General features: G+C 37.3%; 17 protein-coding genes. 14 read left to right on the top strand and 3 right to left on the bottom strand.

What is annotated here, in order from left to right; translation table 11 throughout:
- The first annotated feature begins 350 nt into the window (after positions 1-350).
- From T323_RS0106165 to T323_RS0106155, 3 genes are read left to right on the top strand one after another with little or no spacing between them, the layout of a single operon-like run.
- Positions 351-1,094 carry an ABC transporter ATP-binding protein gene (locus tag T323_RS0106165; RefSeq protein WP_026672490.1) on the top strand — a complete coding sequence of 248 codons (744 nt, stop codon included), beginning with the start codon at positions 351-353 and terminating at the stop codon, positions 1,092-1,094.
- A complete protein-coding gene (locus T323_RS0106160) occupies positions 1,091-2,314 on the top strand; it encodes an ABC transporter permease (RefSeq protein WP_026672489.1) in 1,224 nt (407 codons plus the stop codon). The genes T323_RS0106165 and T323_RS0106160 overlap by 4 nt, the downstream gene beginning before the upstream one ends.
- Positions 2,315-2,319: 5 nt before the next feature.
- Positions 2,320-3,066 carry an EcsC family protein gene (locus tag T323_RS0106155; protein ID WP_308417644.1) on the top strand — a complete coding sequence of 249 codons (747 nt, stop codon included), beginning with the start codon at positions 2,320-2,322 and terminating at the stop codon, positions 3,064-3,066.
- A gap of 40 nt (positions 3,067-3,106) precedes the next feature.
- Here the strand turns inward: T323_RS0106155 and T323_RS0106150 are convergent, their stop codons facing one another.
- Positions 3,107-4,336, bottom strand: a complete 1,230-nt coding sequence (locus T323_RS0106150; protein WP_051556406.1) for an MFS transporter — start codon at positions 4,334-4,336, stop codon at positions 3,107-3,109.
- 162 nt (positions 4,337-4,498) lie between these two features.
- Between T323_RS0106150 and T323_RS0106145 the strand changes: the two genes are divergently transcribed.
- From T323_RS0106145 to thiH, 4 genes are all read left to right on the top strand, one after another.
- The gene (locus tag T323_RS0106145; protein WP_026672486.1) at positions 4,499-4,813 is read left to right on the top strand and encodes a hypothetical protein; all 315 of its coding nucleotides are present in this window, start codon (positions 4,499-4,501) and stop codon (positions 4,811-4,813) included.
- 342 nt (positions 4,814-5,155) lie between these two features.
- Entirely contained in the window at positions 5,156-6,577 is a 1,422-nt protein-coding gene (locus T323_RS26125; protein WP_051556405.1) for a glycoside hydrolase family 18 protein, read from the top strand.
- A gap of 249 nt (positions 6,578-6,826) precedes the next feature.
- Entirely contained in the window at positions 6,827-7,606 is a 780-nt protein-coding gene (locus tag T323_RS0106135) for a thiazole synthase (RefSeq protein WP_026672485.1), read from the top strand.
- 7 nt (positions 7,607-7,613) lie between these two features.
- Positions 7,614-8,723, top strand: coding sequence for a 2-iminoacetate synthase ThiH (gene thiH / locus T323_RS0106130; protein WP_026672484.1), 1,110 nt, complete (start codon positions 7,614-7,616; stop codon positions 8,721-8,723).
- Positions 8,724-9,014: 291 nt separating this feature from the next.
- Here the strand turns inward: thiH and T323_RS0106125 are convergent, their stop codons facing one another.
- Positions 9,015-10,148: a M20 family metallopeptidase gene (locus tag T323_RS0106125; protein WP_051556415.1), complete on the bottom strand. Its 1,134-nt coding sequence runs from the start codon at positions 10,146-10,148 to the stop codon at positions 9,015-9,017.
- A gap of 90 nt (positions 10,149-10,238) precedes the next feature.
- Positions 10,239-10,955 carry a cytochrome c biogenesis CcdA family protein gene (locus tag T323_RS0106120; protein WP_026672482.1) on the bottom strand — a complete coding sequence of 239 codons (717 nt, stop codon included), beginning with the start codon at positions 10,953-10,955 and terminating at the stop codon, positions 10,239-10,241.
- Positions 10,956-11,191: 236 nt separating this feature from the next.
- Here T323_RS0106120 and T323_RS26120 point away from each other — a divergent pair, with 236 nt between their 5' ends.
- The 7 genes from T323_RS26120 to T323_RS26110 all read left to right on the top strand — a co-directional run bounded on the left by T323_RS26120 (position 11,192) and on the right by T323_RS26110 (position 18,362).
- On the top strand, positions 11,192-11,608 hold the full coding sequence (locus tag T323_RS26120) for a LiaF transmembrane domain-containing protein (protein WP_051556404.1): 417 nt from the start codon (positions 11,192-11,194) through the stop codon (positions 11,606-11,608).
- 12 nt (positions 11,609-11,620) lie between these two features.
- Positions 11,621-12,277 (top strand): PspA/IM30 family protein, encoded by a 657-nt coding sequence (locus T323_RS0106110; RefSeq protein WP_026672481.1) that lies wholly within the window; start codon positions 11,621-11,623, stop codon positions 12,275-12,277.
- A gap of 130 nt (positions 12,278-12,407) precedes the next feature.
- Positions 12,408-13,265: a DUF4097 family beta strand repeat-containing protein gene (locus T323_RS0106105; protein ID WP_026672480.1), complete on the top strand. Its 858-nt coding sequence runs from the start codon at positions 12,408-12,410 to the stop codon at positions 13,263-13,265.
- Positions 13,266-13,298: 33 nt separating this feature from the next.
- Complete coding sequence (gene liaF, locus T323_RS26115; RefSeq protein WP_051556403.1) at positions 13,299-14,120, top strand: cell wall-active antibiotics response protein LiaF; 822 nt, start codon at positions 13,299-13,301, stop codon at positions 14,118-14,120.
- 1 nt (position 14,121) lies between these two features.
- The gene (locus T323_RS0106095) at positions 14,122-15,192 is read left to right on the top strand and encodes a sensor histidine kinase (RefSeq protein ID WP_026672479.1); all 1,071 of its coding nucleotides are present in this window, start codon (positions 14,122-14,124) and stop codon (positions 15,190-15,192) included.
- Positions 15,185-15,817, top strand: a complete 633-nt coding sequence (locus tag T323_RS0106090; protein ID WP_026672478.1) for a response regulator transcription factor — start codon at positions 15,185-15,187, stop codon at positions 15,815-15,817. The genes T323_RS0106095 and T323_RS0106090 overlap by 8 nt, the downstream gene beginning before the upstream one ends.
- A gap of 1,291 nt (positions 15,818-17,108) precedes the next feature.
- On the top strand, positions 17,109-18,362 hold the full coding sequence (locus tag T323_RS26110) for an MFS transporter (RefSeq protein ID WP_051556402.1): 1,254 nt from the start codon (positions 17,109-17,111) through the stop codon (positions 18,360-18,362).
- Positions 18,363-18,388 lie beyond the last annotated feature (26 nt).

The following is an 18,388-nucleotide window of genomic DNA, read 5'->3' as shown; positions in this document are numbered from 1 at the left end:
GAAGGCTACTGTAAAGCAGTAGTCTTTTCTTTAGAATAGGAGCAGATACGTCTTGGAGAACATTATCGGACATCTGTTCCGTTATAGTTGTAAAAATGCAGGTGTTCGGCATCTGTTCGGACATAGGTTCCGTTAAATAGCTGAGTTCGGGGGGAATCAGCCCATTTTTGGTGTAATAACGGAACGTATGTCCGAAGTGATCGTAAATAAAGCTAGATTGTTGAAAATAACGGAACAGATGTCCGAAACAAACGTGGGAAGGTGCGATTTATACAGATACGTCAGTTTAGGAAGAACAGTAAAAATTTGTTACAATGGAATAAACATAGATGAGAGGAAGGAACGATAGGATGGAGAAAATATTGGAAGTTAGTGGATTATCAGGTGGATATCATGCGAAACGAAAAGTGCTCCATGATGTGAACTTTACGGTAAATAAAGCTGAGATTGTTGGCTTAATTGGCCTGAATGGTGCCGGGAAAAGTACGACAATTAAACATATATTAGGATTAATGGAACCTCAAGAAGGACAAATCACGATAAACGGTCAACAATTTTTAGCAGACAAACATACATATCGACAAACGTTTGCGTTTATTCCGGAAACTCCAATCTTATATGATGAGCTTACGTTATGGGAACATCTTGAATTAACGGCAATGGCGTATGGGTTAGAAGAAGATGTCTTTAAAGAGAGAGCACAAGTGTTATTAAAAGAATTTAAAATGGAAGCTATGAAAAAATGGTTTCCTAGTCATTTTTCTAAAGGAATGAGACAAAAGGTTATGATTATGTGTGCCTTTTTAGTAGAACCACCGTTATACATAGTCGATGAGCCGATTGTTGGCCTTGACCCACTAGGCATTAAGTCGTTTCTTGATTTGTTATCGAATATGAAAGCTAATGGTGCCGGGGTTTTAATGTCAACTCATATTTTAGCGACGGCTGAACGGTATTGTGACCGATTTATCATTTTACACCGAGGAAAAATAGTATTAGAAGGAACACTTAACGAGATGAGACAATCCATCGGTGCACCCCAAGCAACACTTGATGATATTTACATCGAGATGACAAAGGATGAAGTACAATGAAGAGCGTAGAATCATTATGGAGTGTCCGCGTCAAAGACTACTGGAATATGGCGATTCGCTATTTGCGATTAATTGGAAATAGTGGGTTTCTGTTTACGATATATTTATTGCTCATTATCGGCGGATATTATTATAGTGTGTTGCTTGATTGGTTACCGCCTCAATTTCCTGCTGTTTATGTGTTTGTCATTGTCTTTACATTTATGCTCACACGCAGTCCGGTTCGAACCTTTGTAAAGCAAGGAGATATTGTGTTTATCACGCCACTTGAAGCTAAGCTTTCATCTTATTTTCGCTCATCGATTATGTATTCGGTTGTACTTCAAAGCTGTACACTCATCGTCGTTATGATTGTATTATCACCATTATTTACAGAAAGAGTCAATACACAACAAGGTGCCGTGTACAGTGTGATTGGTTTGCTCATGGTAGCTAAAGTGTGGAATGTGCTGTGTAGTTGGGAAGAGCAACGATTGCAAAGCAAAAGTGAACGATTTTGGCATCAAATGCTTCGAATCGTTGTAAATGCTGCGTTTACTTTCTTGATTTTTTCAGGAGCGCAAGTGATGTATATCGCTGTTATCGTAGCGTTATTGTTTGTTCTCTATTTTTTTTACTATCGCCATTTTGAAAAGAAACATAGTATAAAATGGGAGCATTTGCTTGAGGAAGAAGAAAGAATGCTCACTTTATTTTACCGAGTCGCCAATACATTTACAGATGTACCAAAACTAAAAAATAAAGTGCAACGTCGTGTATGGATGCAATGGGTCCTCAGGAGCATCCCGTTTAAGAAGAAAACAAGTTTTCTTTATTTGTTTACGCGAACATTCCTACGCGCGAATGATTATTTTGGCCTTTATATTCGATTACTTGTCGTTGGGGGTGTGTTGTTGTTTGTCATTCCTGAAGGAATAGGACGAGTCCTTCTATTTTTATTGTTTATTTATATGTCTGGCCTACAAATGTCAACGCTCTGGAAGCACTACGATATGAAGATATGGGTCGATTTATATCCTATCGATGAGTCGGAAAAGAAACAAGCCTTTTCAAAGCTTTTGTTTTCGTTACTTTTCATAAAGACCGTCATTTTTTCCTTGCTTTTATTTGTAATTGGAGATAGTTTTGTGCACCTTCTCATACTTTTTATACTAGGAGCGGTTTTTAGTTATTTTTATAGTTATTCCTTAGTCTTTCGGAAAGTGAAAGTGGCAACATAACGGAGGTGGAGCAAATTACGTATGAAGACATCGTCCAAGAGGAGCTATTGCGTTGGCATCGAAAAATGGTAAAAAACCAATCGATGTCACAAAAAGTTGCGAAAACCATTCAAAAAAAAATGAACTCGTATATTCCAGAGAAAATCCATGAAGTCGTAACAGTAAGTATAAAAAACATGGTTCATGCAACACTTGTGGGCTCTGAATATACAACAAAAACACCAAAGATAATTGATGAGAGCTTACAAGAAAGAGAAAGCCGAGTGCGACAAGCGATCGTAACATATAAAAGAACAGCTGCCATCGAAGGAGCAGGTACAGGGGCAGGTGGGATTTTATTAGGAATGGCAGACTTTCCACTACTGCTCGGAATAAAGATGAAATTTTTATTTGAAGCAGCAAACTGTTACGGATTTGATGTGAAAGATTATCGAGAACGCTTGTATATTCTTTATTTGTTTCAACTTGCGTTTTCAAGTGAAGAAAAGAAGAAAGAAGTGTACCGCATTATAACAGACTGGGAAAATTACGCTTCCACTCTACCAGATGAAAAGAAATATTTAGAAAATGTAAATTGGAAAGAGTTTCAGCTTGAGTACCGGGATCATATCGATTTAGTTAAAATGTTGCAGCTCATTCCAGGGTTTGGAGCCATTGTTGGGGCAGCGGCGAATTATCATTTTCTTGATGTTTTAGGCGAAACGGCAATGAATGGATATCGGAACCGGATATTGGAAGTGAAAGCAAGATGAAAGGAAAACAACGTACAGGCATTGCCGTGTACGTTGTTTGTTATGCTCGTATTTCTTGCTCTACTTTGTATGTATACTCTCTAAGACTCGGGTGAAGAAGGGCAATAACTGATGCTATACAATATAATGCCGCAGCTAAAAAGTAGACCATTTGTATACCAAGTACATCGGCTAAATATCCCATAATTAAGAAAGTACACCCTGTCCAAGGGGCAATGATGGCATTACGAGCGGCCATCACACTCGCTCGTTCGGAAGGGTTCATAATGTCTTGTAATACAGTCTCTTGGCATATATCCCTAATGGAATACATTGGCCCCATAAGAACACAAACGATAACCGCAAGTAGTGCATGCGGAGATAATGCAAAAAGGAATGTAAAAATCCCCATCGATAATCCGCATAAACCGATCATTAATCCAATTTTTCGCTCTAATAGTTTCAATCCGGAAATAACAAGTAAACTTCCAATCATCGCTCCGACAGTATAGCCTGCATTGAGTGCTCCCCACCATTCAGCCCCTTTTTCTAACACAACGGTCGTAAAAGCTAATAATAAAGCAGAAGCCCAAATCGCATTTGCCAACCCTTCAATAAAGTCCATCAAAGTAATCGTTCTAATAATCGGAATATGAAATATTTTTTTCCAGGCATGGTCTACCTTAGAGTCGACTTTCACGGATTTGGTATCAATAGTAAGGTGTATTAACTTAATTAATATTCCTGACAGTATAAAACAAGAAGCTGTTATTCCGATAATAGCTGGGAATGGAACAAATACAGCCATGAGCCCACCAATTCCCCAGCCCGCTGTTATGATTAATTGATGGACTAATGTGATTGTTCCGTTCGCTTTCATATATTGTGATTTAGAAACAACAAGCGGAAGCAAGGCGAATCTTGCTGGTTGATACCAAGCGCCGATAAAAGAAGAGAAAAACAAGACGATGAGAATAAGGAACAAAGTGCTTTGTCCTTCAGCAAGGAGGAGATAACCTAGTATCACAGTTGAGATTCCTCTTCCCCAGCCAATATAAAAAAGAAGTCTTGTTAAAGAAAAATGATTAATAAAATATGAAGCTAGTAACCCGCTTATAAATGCGGCTCCCGACATTAACGCTAGCACGGCAGCTGCTCCAAACACTGATTCAGTCATAGAATAAATTTGCGTCATAATTAAAACAAGAAGTAATATATGACCGAGTGATTGGAAGGATTGAGAGCCCCACATTTTTAAAAAGTCAGTTTGTTTCCAAATTGATTGTTTCATAAGCTCCCCTTATAAGGTATTTTTTTACAATATTAAAATCGATAAGCACAAAAGTCAATTTTTTATCTAGTGTTTGTTTAAAGGGCTAGAAAATAGTGTTACGATAAAAGCGGATGAATATGAAATGATACTTGGATGTTAGAAGGCAAAGGAGATAGGAAGATGCTAGATTCAATTTTACTTGCAGTTGGGTTTGTTATTGCGATTTTTATTTTGAAGAAAAATAGCAAGATTATAAAAAGGTTATCAATGTCCCAAATGATTTTTGTCGTTTTCTCTTATATTGTTACAGTTTTTATCGCGTTTATAGGGATTTACTTTGCAGGAAATTGGATCGCTGGGCAATTTTCACATCTATTCTTCAAATATTTCATTTTCTTTATTATTGTTGTAATAACGATTTCTTTTTGCAAAATACTTTTAGGAAAAGTGTTACATAAAATTACAAAAGGTTTCCTACCGGGTAACTGGGAGTAGTGAAGAGACTGATGTGTTGTGTTAAGGACATGTGTTCCGCTATTTTAATAAAAACTAGCATTTTCACAAAGCTAACGGACATCTGATCCGCTACCTTTGTGAAAAGGACTGTTTTTATGGTTGATTTGGCCCGATAGCGGAACGTATGTCCGATAGAAAATGTAAAGAGGCTTGTTTTTCATGAAATAGCGGAACAGATGTCCAATACGATGAAGCTACTAAGCATCAACTTAGGGACTTTACGTTTTTTGGTTGAATTTACTAGAACAAATTCCCCCCACTCTGACCGATAATTTATATATAAAGGTTTTACTATAAAATCATAGAGAGGGAGACATTTGAATGAAAAAAATGGGGATATTTTTCTTTGTTTTTATTTTATTATTTAGTTTCGTATCTACGAGTCTAGTAGTTGAAGCTTCAAAAGGGAATAATGGTAGAGGAAATAGCACGGAAGTACGAGGAAACTCCGGAAATGGAAATGGTAATAACAACAATAATCTTACGCCAATCGTTGAAGAAGAAGTACAACCGATTCAAGAAGAGAAAGAAGATCCAGTTGTTGAACCCATTCAAGAACCTACACCAATTAAGGACGAGCCTCCTCTAGAAGAACCGGTTAAGCCTGAGTTTGGTGCCGTGTTTACTTATACGGTAAAATCGGGTGATACGTTGTTTTTGTTAGCTCGTGAATTTGGCACTACAGTTGAGACAATTAAAGCACTCAATGGATTAACTTCGGATATGATTTTTGTTGGTCAAACATTACTTATACCAACGCAAGAGGTAGAAGTTAAAGAGGAAGAAAAGAAGAAGCCATTAATGATTCTCGGGTATTATACAAAATACTGGGAAACAGACCGTAATTCCTATCAGTCTCTCGTTGACCATCATGATTTAATTAATACGATTGCAACAGCGACGTTTGATATTAATCGTAATGGAACGATTTCGGGGTATTACCCACGAGAAGGAGTTCAGTTTGCAAACCAATCGAATGTCACTTCATATGCGACATTTCAAAATCATTTTGACCCTGAGTTAACTCAGCACGTATTACAAAGTGAAGCTTTACGTCAAACAACAATTCAAAATATGTTAACCGTCGTGAGAACGGAAAACTATCAAGGCCTTAACTTAAACTTTGAAAATATGTATGCATCAAATCGTTCTTTATTTAATCAATTCGTAAAAGAAGCTGTTGAGGTGTTCCATGCAAATGGTTATCCTGTAATGGTGTCTGTACCTGCAAAAACTTGTGATTGTCCAACATGGGCTTGGTCAGGAACATTTGACTTTCCTACATTAGGAAATCTAGCAGACTATATTCAAATTATGACATATGACCAGCATGGGTCATGGGGACAACCAGGTCCTGTGGCTGGCGTAGATTGGGTAGAGTCAGTTCTTCGATATGCGACATCAACAATGCCTAATGAAAAACTATTAATTGGTTTGCCAGCTTATGGTTATGATTGGAATGTTACAAAAGGAACAGGTCATAGAGCGCTAACATGGAAACAAATCAAGGCGCTTCAATCTAAGCATAATGCAGATGTGAAGTGGCAAGCGAGCTCTCAAAGCCCATCATTTGAATATATCGATGAAGCAGGTGACAAACATATTGTTTGGTTTGAAAACACAGCAAGTATTGTAGCGAAAACAAAGCTAGTGGAACAATATAATCTAGCAGGAGTATCAATGTGGAGAATGGGACAAGAAGACCGAGAGTTTTGGGAAGCTGTTCATTCTGTATTAAAATAAGGAGTGGTTTGCCACTGTTCTGACGAAATGGAATTCAGCTGTTTTGTTACTTGGCGATATGTCTGAAACGCTTCGTGTTGAAGGACATCGTACGTGTGGTGGTTAAAAACTATAATTTGAAAGTAGATTGCTTTTCTAGCAATCTACTTTTTTGGTCTATATGTGATATTTTTCACATTCTTTTCACTAGTAATATGCTAGAGTTAAAAAGATTAGCTTTGTTGCTTTTAAAAATAGGGAGGGAAGAATATGACAGACATGTTTCAAATCGGTGGCGTGTCTTTAAAAAGTAGATTATTTATTGGAACAGGGAAGTTTGGAGATGAACAAATCATTCCTGATGTTGTCGATTCATCAAAATCACAAGTCATCACGGTCGCATTACGGAGAGTGGACCCAACAGCGAAATACGGAAATATTATCGATTACATTCCAAAACATATGCTGTTATTGCCAAATACATCAGGAGCACGGACGGCGGAGGAAGCAGTTCGAATCGCTCGATTAGCGAGAGCGGCTGGGATGGGCAATTGGGTTAAAATTGAAGTGATTTCTGACCAAAAATATTTACTGCCTGATAATGAAGAAACGATTCGAGCGACGAAAATGTTAGTTGAAGAAGGATTTATTGTTTTACCTTATATGAATCCAGATTTAATGGTAGCCAAAAAGTTGGAACAAGCAGGAGCCGCTGCTATTATGCCTCTGGGAGCTCCAATTGGAACAAATCGAGGATTACAAACAAAAGATTTAATCAAAATTATAATCGAAGAGTGCAAGACACCAATTATTGTGGATGCTGGTATTGGAAAACCATCACAAGCAGCGGAAGCGATGGAGTTAGGGGCGGCCGCTGTTTTAGTTAATACGGCAATTGCTACAGCTAACAATCCAGTCCAAATGGCTGAAGCATTTGCGTTAGCTGTTCAATCAGGAAGAAAAGCATATTTAGCTGGTATGGCACCAACAAGAGAAAAAGCGATAGCTTCTTCACCGCTAACAGGCTTTTTAACAAACGGACAGGAGTGATATTGTTTTGACCTTTTATGATTTTTTGCAAAAAAACAATGCAGATACCGTTCGTAAGAAGATGTATCATCAAACGATATCAGATGTAGACAATGTATTAAAAAAAGAAACGTTACATATGGCTGATTTTTTAACCTTGCTTTCTCCAGCGGCTGAGCAACGGATTGAAGAAATGGCGATTCGTGCACATGAAGAAACGATTCATTCTTTTGGGAAAACGATGCTCCTATATACACCTTTGTATGTGGCTGACTATTGTGTAAATCATTGTACATATTGCAGTTTTAGTATTATACACGATTTTGAACGTAAAAAATTAACTTTTTCTGAAATCGATAAAGAAGCAAAGCTTATTGCAGATAAAGGATTTAAGCATATTTTATTGTTGACTGGGGAATCGAAACTTCATACTCCTGTTTCTTATATAAAGGAAGCGGTCTTTATTTTAAAACAATATTTTTCTTCGATTGCTATTGAGATAAATCCGCTTGAAGAAAAGGAGTATAAGGAATTGGTGGATGCAGGAGTTGATGGATTAACTGTATATCAAGAAGTATACAATGAAACGGCTTATAAAGATTATCATATTAAAGGTCCGAAACGTCACTTTCAAAATCGATTGCAAGCACCAGAACGAGGCTGCCAAGCCGGAATGAGAACCGTTACAATTGGAGCTTTGCTTGGTTTAGAAGAATGGCGAAGTGAAGTTTTTTTTACAGGGGCCCATGCGAATTATTTACAAAAAAAATATCTTGATGTCGATATTAATGTGTCATTCCCACGATTGCGTCCGCATCTTGGAGGACAAAAGCCGAGGTATGATGTAAATGACAAAGCGCTTGTTCAAAGTTTGTTAGCTTTACGTTTATTTTTACCTCATACAGGAATTACACTTTCGACGCGTGAGCGGGCTAAGTTACGGTCGGATCTTATTCCTTTAGGTGTCACGAAAATGTCTGCGGACTCGTCAACAATAGTAGGAGAGCATTGTCGAGAAGAAGAGGCAACACCACAATTTGAAATTTCAGACAAGAGGTCAGTTGAAGAAATCGTACAAGATTTACAACAGAAAGGATACCAACCGGTTTTTCAAGATTGGGTCCCGTTGAAAGTGTAACAACAATGAAACGGCCCCGGAATGCTTCCGGGGCCGTTTTTTAGAGAAGGCATGCTTTTGTCGTGTGTTCAATTATACCGGACACCTGTTCCGCTATTTCATGAAAAACAACCCTTTTTGGATTTCTATCGGCCATCAGTTCCGCTAATAGCCCAAAAAAGTAAAAAGAACAGAGCATTTATCATATATACCGGAACCAATGTCCATAAACATTTGCAAAAGGCTCGTTTTCAATCAATTAACGGATCATACGTCCGTTAGAAGTCTCATTAAACTCCTTGAATTAACCTATTACCCTTTTTCAGTAAATTGAAGCGCAAGCCGGCCTAATGTTTTTGCTGAAATGAGCATAGCTCTTTCATCAAAGTCAAATTTAGGATGATGATGTGGATATGCAAACTCCCATTTTGGATTTTGCGCGCCTGTAAAGAAAAATGTTCCTTTTACATGTTGTAAATAATAAGCGAAGTCTTCTCCACCCATTTGTGGTTCCATTTCTTCAACAAGCTCAACACCAGGAACAGAAGGTGCTAGTTGAGCTAGTGCTTCTGTTTCTTCATAGTGATTGACAACTGCTGGGTATCCTCTTACATAATCGACTTTGGCTGTTGCATCTGCAGCAATACATGTTCCGTCCACAACTCTTTGAATCTCTTTTTCCATCAAAGCCCGGACATCCTCGTCAAAGGTGCGAACAGTGCCTGTTAATGTCGCTGTATCCGCGATAACGTTAAACGCATTTTTTGCTTCAAACGCCCCAATGGATAATACAGCTGACTGTAATGGGTTGACACGGCGGCTGACAAGTTGTTGCAAATTCGTAACGAGCTGTGAACCAATCACAATCGCATCTTTTGTTAAATGTGGCATGGCACCATGACCACCTTGGCCTTGCACTTCAATGTGAAAACGGTCAGCAGCCGCCATAACAGGTCCTGTCCGGTATTGAAGTTTTCCTAGTGGTTCTGTTGCCCACAAATGCGTTCCAAACACATAATCGACGCCATCTAAACAACCATCTTTAATCATTTCAATCGCTCCACCAGGGGCATATTCTTCAGCATGTTGATGAATGAATACGATGGTCCCACTGATTTCTTCTTTTATTTCACGTAAAGCTTTTGCTAATCCGAGTAAACTGGAAGTATGGCCATCATGACCACACGCATGCATAACGCCATCAATTTTTGATTTATATTCTACATCTTTTTCATCTTGAATCGGTAGAGCATCGAAGTCTGCCCGAAGAGCGACTGTTTTTCCAGGCTTTCCACCAACCATTTTTGCTACAACGCCACGTCCACCTACACCAGTACGGACATCATTGCCTAATTCTTTATGAAATTTAGCGATGTAAGCGGGTGTTTCTACTTCCTGGAATGACAACTCTGGATGTTGATGAAGATGACGTCTCATTTTCACCATCGTTGGATAAAATTCATCAAGCTGTTGGTCTAGTTTTTGTTCAAGCAAAAGCTTCCACCTCTTTTTATAAATTATTTAGCGGTATGTCATTTAAAGGCCAAAAGGAATAAACCGTGATAAATAAGCTGAAATGACAAAAAATTGACCGGTGAATAACAAAATCCCTAATACAACCATTATATACCCACTCGCCTTTTGAATGGTAGGAAGATGCCGATTGATTTTTTTCATTTTATTTAAGGAACGCGACCAAATGAGGGCGACTAATAAAAATGGAAGTCCTAACCCCATTGAATAAATGAATAACAATGACATGCCAAGAAACATCGTTTCAGCAGTGCTAGATAAAGTAAGTATCGCCGTGAGAACGAGCCCGATACATGGTGACCAGCCTGTTGCAAATAAAAAGCCTAATAACACTGAACCAAGGAAGCTTCCAGATTTTTTCGGTGAATGAGAAATTTTCTTTTCGCGTAGTAATGTTTGAATTGAAATGACCCCAGCCATTTGTAACCCAAACACCGTAATAATAATACCGCCGACTTGTTCGACTAATTTCCGATTTTCAGCAAAAAACTGACCGATAAAAGTCGATGTAGCACCGAGTAATAAAAAGACAATCGTAAACCCGATGATAAACCCGACACTTCTTGAAAGGATAATCCCTCGGTTTGCTTGGATTTGATTATTGGAAACCGTTGAACCTGTTAATTGCGCTAAGTACGCAGGAACAAGCGGGAAAACACAAGGGGATAAAAACGAAACAACGCCTGCTAAAAAGGCTAACCAAATCGTAACTTCTCCCATATGACAACCTCCTTGTCGTAGTGAACTCTCTTGTAGTTACTCTATGCGTATTATACCGAATAACATGTCCGTTTAGCGAATCAAATGAGTATTTTTCAGGAAATAATCACATTTGAGGTCTTAAAACGGATTTTAAATCATCCTCGAGACGGAGACTAAAACCATTCTCATGTTCGTTATCGATTGTTAGCTCGATGTTTACAATAAAGGTAAGTTAAGAAAAAGGAGGCGATAACATGAACTGGACAGGGAAAGTTGTATTTGGAGCAATATTAATCGTAATAGGAGCAAACCTCTTCTTAAGTACATTAGGAATTCATCTAGGTGGAGTAATCGGATTACTCATTGCAGGTTTGTTTATATTATGGGGGTTCTCAAAAAGAAAGCACGCAAAGACGAATGGCTCGAAAGTTATGGGCACCATCATTTTAATCTTTGGAATCCTACTTTTAATTGGGAAAGCACATATGATAGGAGGAATTCTTATCGCAGCGGTTATTATCTACTTCGGGTACTCGTTAGTGCGTGAAGATAAAGGGATACAAAATCAGAAAGTAGCAAAAGAAGAAGTGATGGAACCGAGTTTTGAGAGCATGGCTACAGATGATGCTTTTGAACATGAGTGGAAAAAATTTATTGAAAAACATAATTAAGGAGGAATTACAATGGTATTTAGAAGAATTCGCGATTTAACGGTGGCTACAATTCATGAAGGACTGGATCAAATAGAAAACCCTATTGTCATGTTAAATCAATATTTAAGAGATAGTGAAGCTGAAATTAAAAAAGCTGAAAAAGCAGTTACGAAACAATTGGTCCTTGGCGAAGGGTTCCGTAAACAATACGAAGAAGCAGTACAGCAAGTTGAAAAACGAACAAAACAAGCAGAATTAGCGATAAAAGCTGGGGAAGAAGAATTAGCGAAAAAAGCGCTAGTATCAAAAAAATACTATCAAGAAAAAAGTGAACAATACAAACAGCTTGAGGAACAAAACGATGAACAACTTGCAGAACTAAAAGAGCAATTAGTCGCGATGAAAGAAAAGTTCGTGGAAATGAGAGATAAAAAGATGGCTTTAGTAGCAAGGGCTAATGCGGTAAAAACAAAAGAAACGCTGCAAACACAAATGACGCAGTTAAGTAATGAAAGAGCTCAACAAGGCTTTGCTCGAATGGAAGAAAGAATCCTAGAAATGGAAGTGAGAACAAAAGCAACTCAAAACATGCATGACATGTTTGACGATAACAAAGCAGCTGTCTACTCTGACGATATTGAAAGTGAATATTCGCAATTAAAGGAGAAATTTTCGTCACAGTCGTAATAGAGTAAATAGGAGACAATCTGTTTGTTTCCTATTCTCTTTTTCTCTTAATAATTTTTAAGAAAAACATATTCGGTTTTAGAAACTTATAGTAAAATGGTGGAAGTGAAAAGATGAGGAGGCAACCTCCATGAGAAGGATATTTGGTGTGATTCTTGTTGTCATTGGGATTATTATAGGTATATCAGCATTAGGTATTTCATTTTCAAGTCAAACGACAACAGCATCAGAAGAAATCTTAGACTATGATGTCTCAAAAATGAATGAAATTAAGGTCGAAAGTACGGTGTCAGATATTACGATTACCCCAGTTGAGGCAGATGGTCTAACTATCAATGTCAACAGTAGCAGAGATGATGAGTACAAAGTGGAAGCGAAAGAAAAAGGATCAACTTTAATCATTAAAGTATCGGAAGAAAAACAGTGGATTACGTTTGGAAGAAGTATGAAAACTGTTGATATTTTCATTCCAAAGGAATATGAAGATAAACTAAGTGTAACAACAACAGTGGGTAGTATTGTGTTAGAGGAACCGATTGAATTAAAAGAGTTATTTGTTAAAACCACAGCAGGCGATATTGACAATATTAGCGGAAAAATTGATTATGTAACGGCAGCAAGCACAGCAGGCGATGTAAAAATGAAAGATCTCGAAACAGTGGAAACTACATTACAAGGAAGTGCTGGGGACTTTCGCCTTGATAATTTTGTAGGTGCAATTACAGGCAAAAATACTGCAGGGGACTTAATCGTAAATTTTAAGGATGAAAACCATAACATTGATTTTAAAGGAAGTGCAGGAGATATTAAAATCAACATTCCTTCTCCTTCGTTTGAATTAGATGCTTCTTCATCTGTTGGTGATATTTCAATTGGATTCCCGATAACATCAGATCGTTCGAGCACAAGAAAAGTGCAAGGAACAGTAAATGATGCAAAGTATACAGTTAAGGTTTCAACGTCAGTCGGAGACATTAACATTGAGTAAACGTGAAAAAGGACGAGCGAAAGGAGGGGCGACATGCAACTTTCACGAAAAGGCTTTCTTGGAATTTTAATTATCGGTATTGGTGTCATTGCGTTATTAAATACACTCAATGTTAACATTCATATCGGAAGTTTTATTGGTCCCCTCATTTTTCTTTTTCTTGGACTTTATTTTCATTCAAAAGGACATAAAGTGTTAAGTGTAATTTTCGTTGTTATCGGGATTATCGCCCTTTTTGAAAATGTTTTCAGAATTAATATTGCTGGGATTATGATCGCGTCTGTGTTTATTTATTTTGGCTATCGATTGTTAGTTGGACCACAAAAAGAACAACAGTCGCCATATCATTCTGAAGAAACCGATTTTGAACGAGACCTAGAAATCGAAATTGACGAGCAAATCGAAACAATAAAAGAAAAAACTCGTGTACAAAGAGAAGAAAGCAATCATGACAGAGAAGAAAGCGATAAGAAAAAAACATTTACGTCACCAACATTTCGCAGTACGTTGATTGGTGATTTGCATTTATTAAGTCGGTTTGAACTTCAAGATATGACGATTCGAAACGGCATTGGTGATATAAAAGTAGACTTATCAAAAGCTATTATTCCTGAGGGAGAAACGGTCGTTGTTGTTCAAGGGTGGATTGGAGATATTGATATTTACATTCCCGATGATTTAGATGTCACTGTACAAGCGATGGTGTCTATTGGAGAGTTAGATGTTTTTGAAAACAACCAAAGTGGCTTTAACCGAAACTTATCAGTCACAACAAAAGGATATAAACAAGCACAACGCCGAGTGAAAATCATTCTTTCTCTATTCATTGGTGATATCGACGTGAGGTATGTCTAATATGAGAAAAAGCAAACTAGTTAGTATTCAGTGGCAACTTATTCGTAATTCCATATCAATTAGCATATTAACCGGGATTTTCTTTGTCTTTATTCTTACCTTTGGGCAAGAGTTAGGGTTTGCGTTAGTGTTTGATAAGAGAATTGTAGGCATTCCGATGCTAATCATCCTACCAATTATTTGTATACTCGTTGGTGCCATTTATGGATATGTGTTAGGAAATAAATTAAAAAAACGTTTAGATGTTCTCTTACATGGAACAGTTCAAATTGAGAGAGGGAATTTTTCCTATCGTTTTCCGACTTTAGGTGAAGATGAAGTTGGTTTAATTAGTAGTCAATTAAATGAAATGATAAGTAGAGTAGAAGAACAAATCGGTTCGTTGCAGCGATTATCGACAGAACGAGCTGAATGGCAGGAAACGATTAAACAAACGGCAATTGGAGAAGAACGTCAACGTTTAGCCAGAGATTTACATGATGCGGTAAGTCAACAATTATTTGCGATTTCCATGATGACTGCTGCCCTGCCACATACATTAGAGAAAAATAAAGGTAAAGTGTTTTCACAAATCGAAGCGATTGAAAAAATGGCGCAAACCGCTCAATCTGAAATGAGAGCGTTATTGCTACACTTACGACCTGCGCATCTTGAAGGGAAAAATTTAAAAACAGGAATAGAAGATTTATTGCAAGAGTTAAAGCATAAACATCGTCAATCAATAGAATGGAAAATAGAACCGTTATCGAACATTCCAAAAGGAATTGAGGACCATATGTTTCGTTTAGTTCAAGAAGCGGTTTCAAATATATTACGACATGCTAAAGCAGAGCGAATTGAATTACAGTTACGTGAAATGCGTGGACAGCTGCGGTTAAAAATTATCGATAATGGAATTGGATTTGATACGGCAACCCAAAAAAGCTCTTCATACGGCTTACAAATGATGAAAGAGCGAGTAAACGAAATAGGTGGGGTGCTTGAAATCATCTCTGTTCCTGGAAAAGGAACACAAGTCGAAGCAAAAGTCCCGTTAGTTCATGCGGTCAAGGAGGAGAAAAAACATGATTAAAGTGTTGCTTGTCGATGACCACGAGATGGTACGGATGGGCTTAAGTACGTATTTATCGACAGAAGAGGATATCGATATCGTCGGTGAAGCTTCCAATGGTTTGGAAGGTGTCCAAATGGCCGTTGATAAAAAGCCAGATGTCATTTTAATGGATTTAGTCATGGAAAAAATGGATGGCATTGAAGCAACAAAACAAGTAACGGCCAAGTTGCCTGATGTGAAAGTCATCGTCTTAACGAGTTTTATCGATGATGAAAAAGTATATCCTGTCATCGAAGCAGGTGCTTTTAGTTATTTATTAAAAACATCAAGGGCAAATGAAATTGCTGAAGCGATTCGTTCCGCTCATGCAGGCGAGGCGATTGTTGAAGCAAAAGTGACAAACAAAATGATGCAAAGAATGAGACAACAGACCGTAAGAAATCCGCATGAAGAATTAACACCTAGGGAGCTAGAAGTTCTTTGCTTAGTCGGAAATGGGAAAACAAATCAAGAAATTGCCGATGAACTGTTTATCGGTATCAAAACAGTTAAAACACATGTTAGTAACATATTAGCTAAATTATGTGTAGAAGATCGTACACAAATTGCCATATACGCACACCGTCATGGATTGGTGAAATAAAACCTGCTGAGTCGAGTAAACGGGTTCTGGGAGGGAAGCCGTAAGTTCACAGCTTAAATAAATCGTGTTAAATTTAACATTAAAATCTCAAAGCAATAACACGCCATTTAGCATACAAAAAACGCACAGGATTTATCTGTGCGTTTTTTACTCATTTTTTTTTCCTTGTTTGAATAAACGCTCCGTTAGTAAAAGAAGAATAGTTTAAACAACAAAAAGATAAATGACAAAAATGAAAATGAATATCGTGTCCAAAACCGCCAAGTAAAATCCAACGTTCGATTTTTTTATCTTTTCTAAACTGTAATTAAACAAGCTATCGTATAAACTTATTACAAATAATACAACTGTAAGAATCAGCACGAATATGTTCTCAGTGATTAATACTGCAAGAATATAAATCATCCATCTGCGGAAAAAAATAAACATGAAATTAAATAACATTAAAGATATGGAATTTGGATTAATATCTAATTCATTTTCAGAAGAAATTTCATTTAATCCTTTTTTTAAATATTTAAAATCCTTTATGAAGCTTAAGTTAATCCACAATATGATTAGACAATATATAATTATGAAAATTAGTTCATTGTTCTTTACAACCTCTAGCATTTAAACAACTCCCCATAAAACCATAAAAGCTCTGTTAGTCAAACCACTATTTCAATTTCATTGTGGCTATCTTGTTAAAGTAAACTCCCCGTTGACCAAGGAATGTCCTTATTCTTATCTTAACATTAAATCCCATAATTTCCACAAAGTTTAATGCGCACTGAATTATTAATAAAGCAACCGCACATCATTTAGCATATGAAATGGTATTAGGACATAAGTTTATGGGTTCTTGATAAAAGGGTTGCTAATTTCAGGGCTAATTCTAACCAATCATTGTTGTGGCAATAAAAAATAAGCGTACAAACTCATTGCTAATTCGTACGCCGTTTCTAATGCTATTTGTTGTTTTCTCTCCCAAAACTGAACCCGTTATGAGTCGAGTAGTTTTTTTGTTTGTCAAAAACCTTAGCGGACATCTGTTCCTTTAATTTGCTTTTGGCTAGTTATAGATTATTTTCGGACAAATGTTCCGCTAGTGGGCAAAAAATAGGAGAAAATCGCTGAAAAATTGGAAAATAACGGAACACATGTCCGATACGATTAGAAATAAGGGAGTATTTTCGAGAACAGCGGAATAGATGTCCGAAACAATCAAAACGTTTTTTTATCATGGTGTAACAGAATTTTTACATCTATTTTTTAAAATAAAAGGATGTTGATGTAGAGGAGCTCACTCATGATAAAACAAAAAAAACAGAACATGATAATAAAAAATAATAAATCGATTGATGTTTGCGCTTTAGTAACAGCGATTTGTTTACTAGCGGATTCGATGTTATATGTGGCATTACCGATTTACTTCCGTGATGTCGGATTGCAATCGATGTGGGAAGTTGGGCTAATTTTATCTCTAAATCGTCTAGTCCGCATTCCGCTAAACCCATTCGTTAGTTTTATATATGCTCGTATCCAACTACGAACAGGTTTTTTAATTTCTGTTGTGTTAGCGATTGTAACAACAGTTGGATATGGAGTATTTCAAGGATTATTGTATTGGATTTTGTTACGTATTGTGTGGGGACTTGCTTGGTCATTCTTTCGCCTTGGTGGTTTTTTCTTGATTCTTGACACGGCAACAAACGAAAACCGTGGTGAATTAATGGGGAGGTACAATGGTTTATACCGTTTAGGAAGCTTAGGAGGAATGGTAGTCGGAGGAATTTGTGTGAGTTTGACTAGTTTATCTTTTACAGCGCTATTGTTTGCTAGTGTGATGATCGTCAGTATACCTCTTACGCTAATATACATTCCTGTAAAACAACGAGAAAACGCGGAGTCGGTAATAGAAATGAAGCAAATTGAGAATTCAATTGTTACAAAACCTGTTTTATTGGCTATTACGAGTGGAATGCTACTAGCGTTTATCATTCAAGGACTGTTCGCTTCTACAATCAGTCTAGTTATGTTTGAACATTTTACAGAGGAAGTCTTTTTGTTTGGTGTGAGTATTGGTGTTGCTGCTGTCTCAGGTGTTTTGCAAGGAATACGCTGGGTGTGGGAACCATTTTTAGCTGTGAAAGTCGGAAAATGGTCAGACGGAAAATATGGGCGGTTTCCACTGTTTATTAGTTTTCTAGTATTCGGGTCCCTTGGCTTTATTCTCATTCCCCTTCACACACCATTTTTTGTTTTTGTATTTATTGTGGTGCTGACAATGGTTTGTTCGACTGCACTTACAACGTTAGTTGATGCGATAACAACAGATATTGCGAAAACTTATAATCAACATCGGGTCATTACATGGTACACGATCTTTTTGGATACGGGGGCATCTCTTGGTCCTCTTATTGTTTATATATTACTCGAGTTTGGTGCTGGAATTCCGAGTGTTTACGCAATAGCCTGGTTGATGATGCTTATGATTGCAAGCGGATGGGGATTATATATTTATAATAAAAATGAAAAAAGACTCCAAGACAACAGTGCATAAATCGATACAATTCTACAAACTTTTCG

Origin of the sequence: Alkalihalobacillus bogoriensis ATCC BAA-922, from assembly GCF_000621445.1 — a bacterium.
Taxonomy (GTDB): Bacteria; Bacillota; Bacilli; order Bacillales; family Bacillaceae_F; genus Bacillus_AO; species Bacillus_AO bogoriense.
This window is presented reverse-complemented; position numbering and strand designations above follow the sequence as displayed.

What these genes read in the sequence shown, in the direction of transcription:
- T323_RS0106105 (WP_026672480.1), top strand. Translation starts at nt 12,408, where the DNA reads ATGAGAAGGATATTTGGTGTGATTCTTGTTGTCATTGGGATTATTATA.
- T323_RS0106090 (WP_026672478.1), top strand. Translation starts at nt 15,185, where the DNA reads ATGATTAAAGTGTTGCTTGTCGATGACCACGAGATGGTACGGATGGGC.
- T323_RS0106165 (WP_026672490.1), top strand. Translation starts at nt 351, where the DNA reads ATGGAGAAAATATTGGAAGTTAGTGGATTATCAGGTGGATATCATGCG.
- T323_RS26110 (WP_051556402.1), top strand. Translation starts at nt 17,109, where the DNA reads ATGATAAAACAAAAAAAACAGAACATGATAATAAAAAATAATAAATCG.
- T323_RS0106160 (WP_026672489.1), top strand. Translation starts at nt 1,091, where the DNA reads ATGAAGAGCGTAGAATCATTATGGAGTGTCCGCGTCAAAGACTACTGG.
- liaF (WP_051556403.1), top strand. Translation starts at nt 13,299, where the DNA reads ATGCAACTTTCACGAAAAGGCTTTCTTGGAATTTTAATTATCGGTATT.
- T323_RS0106145 (WP_026672486.1), top strand. Translation starts at nt 4,499, where the DNA reads ATGCTAGATTCAATTTTACTTGCAGTTGGGTTTGTTATTGCGATTTTT.
- T323_RS0106135 (WP_026672485.1), top strand. Translation starts at nt 6,827, where the DNA reads ATGACAGACATGTTTCAAATCGGTGGCGTGTCTTTAAAAAGTAGATTA.
- T323_RS26120 (WP_051556404.1), top strand. Translation starts at nt 11,192, where the DNA reads ATGAACTGGACAGGGAAAGTTGTATTTGGAGCAATATTAATCGTAATA.
- T323_RS0106125 (WP_051556415.1), bottom strand. Translation starts at nt 10,148, where the DNA reads ATGGTGAAAATGAGACGTCATCTTCATCAACATCCAGAGTTGTCATTC.
- T323_RS0106110 (WP_026672481.1), top strand. Translation starts at nt 11,621, where the DNA reads ATGGTATTTAGAAGAATTCGCGATTTAACGGTGGCTACAATTCATGAA.
- T323_RS0106095 (WP_026672479.1), top strand. Translation starts at nt 14,122, where the DNA reads ATGAGAAAAAGCAAACTAGTTAGTATTCAGTGGCAACTTATTCGTAAT.
- T323_RS0106150 (WP_051556406.1), bottom strand. Translation starts at nt 4,336, where the DNA reads ATGAAACAATCAATTTGGAAACAAACTGACTTTTTAAAAATGTGGGGC.
- T323_RS0106120 (WP_026672482.1), bottom strand. Translation starts at nt 10,955, where the DNA reads ATGGGAGAAGTTACGATTTGGTTAGCCTTTTTAGCAGGCGTTGTTTCG.
- T323_RS26125 (WP_051556405.1), top strand. Translation starts at nt 5,156, where the DNA reads ATGAAAAAAATGGGGATATTTTTCTTTGTTTTTATTTTATTATTTAGT.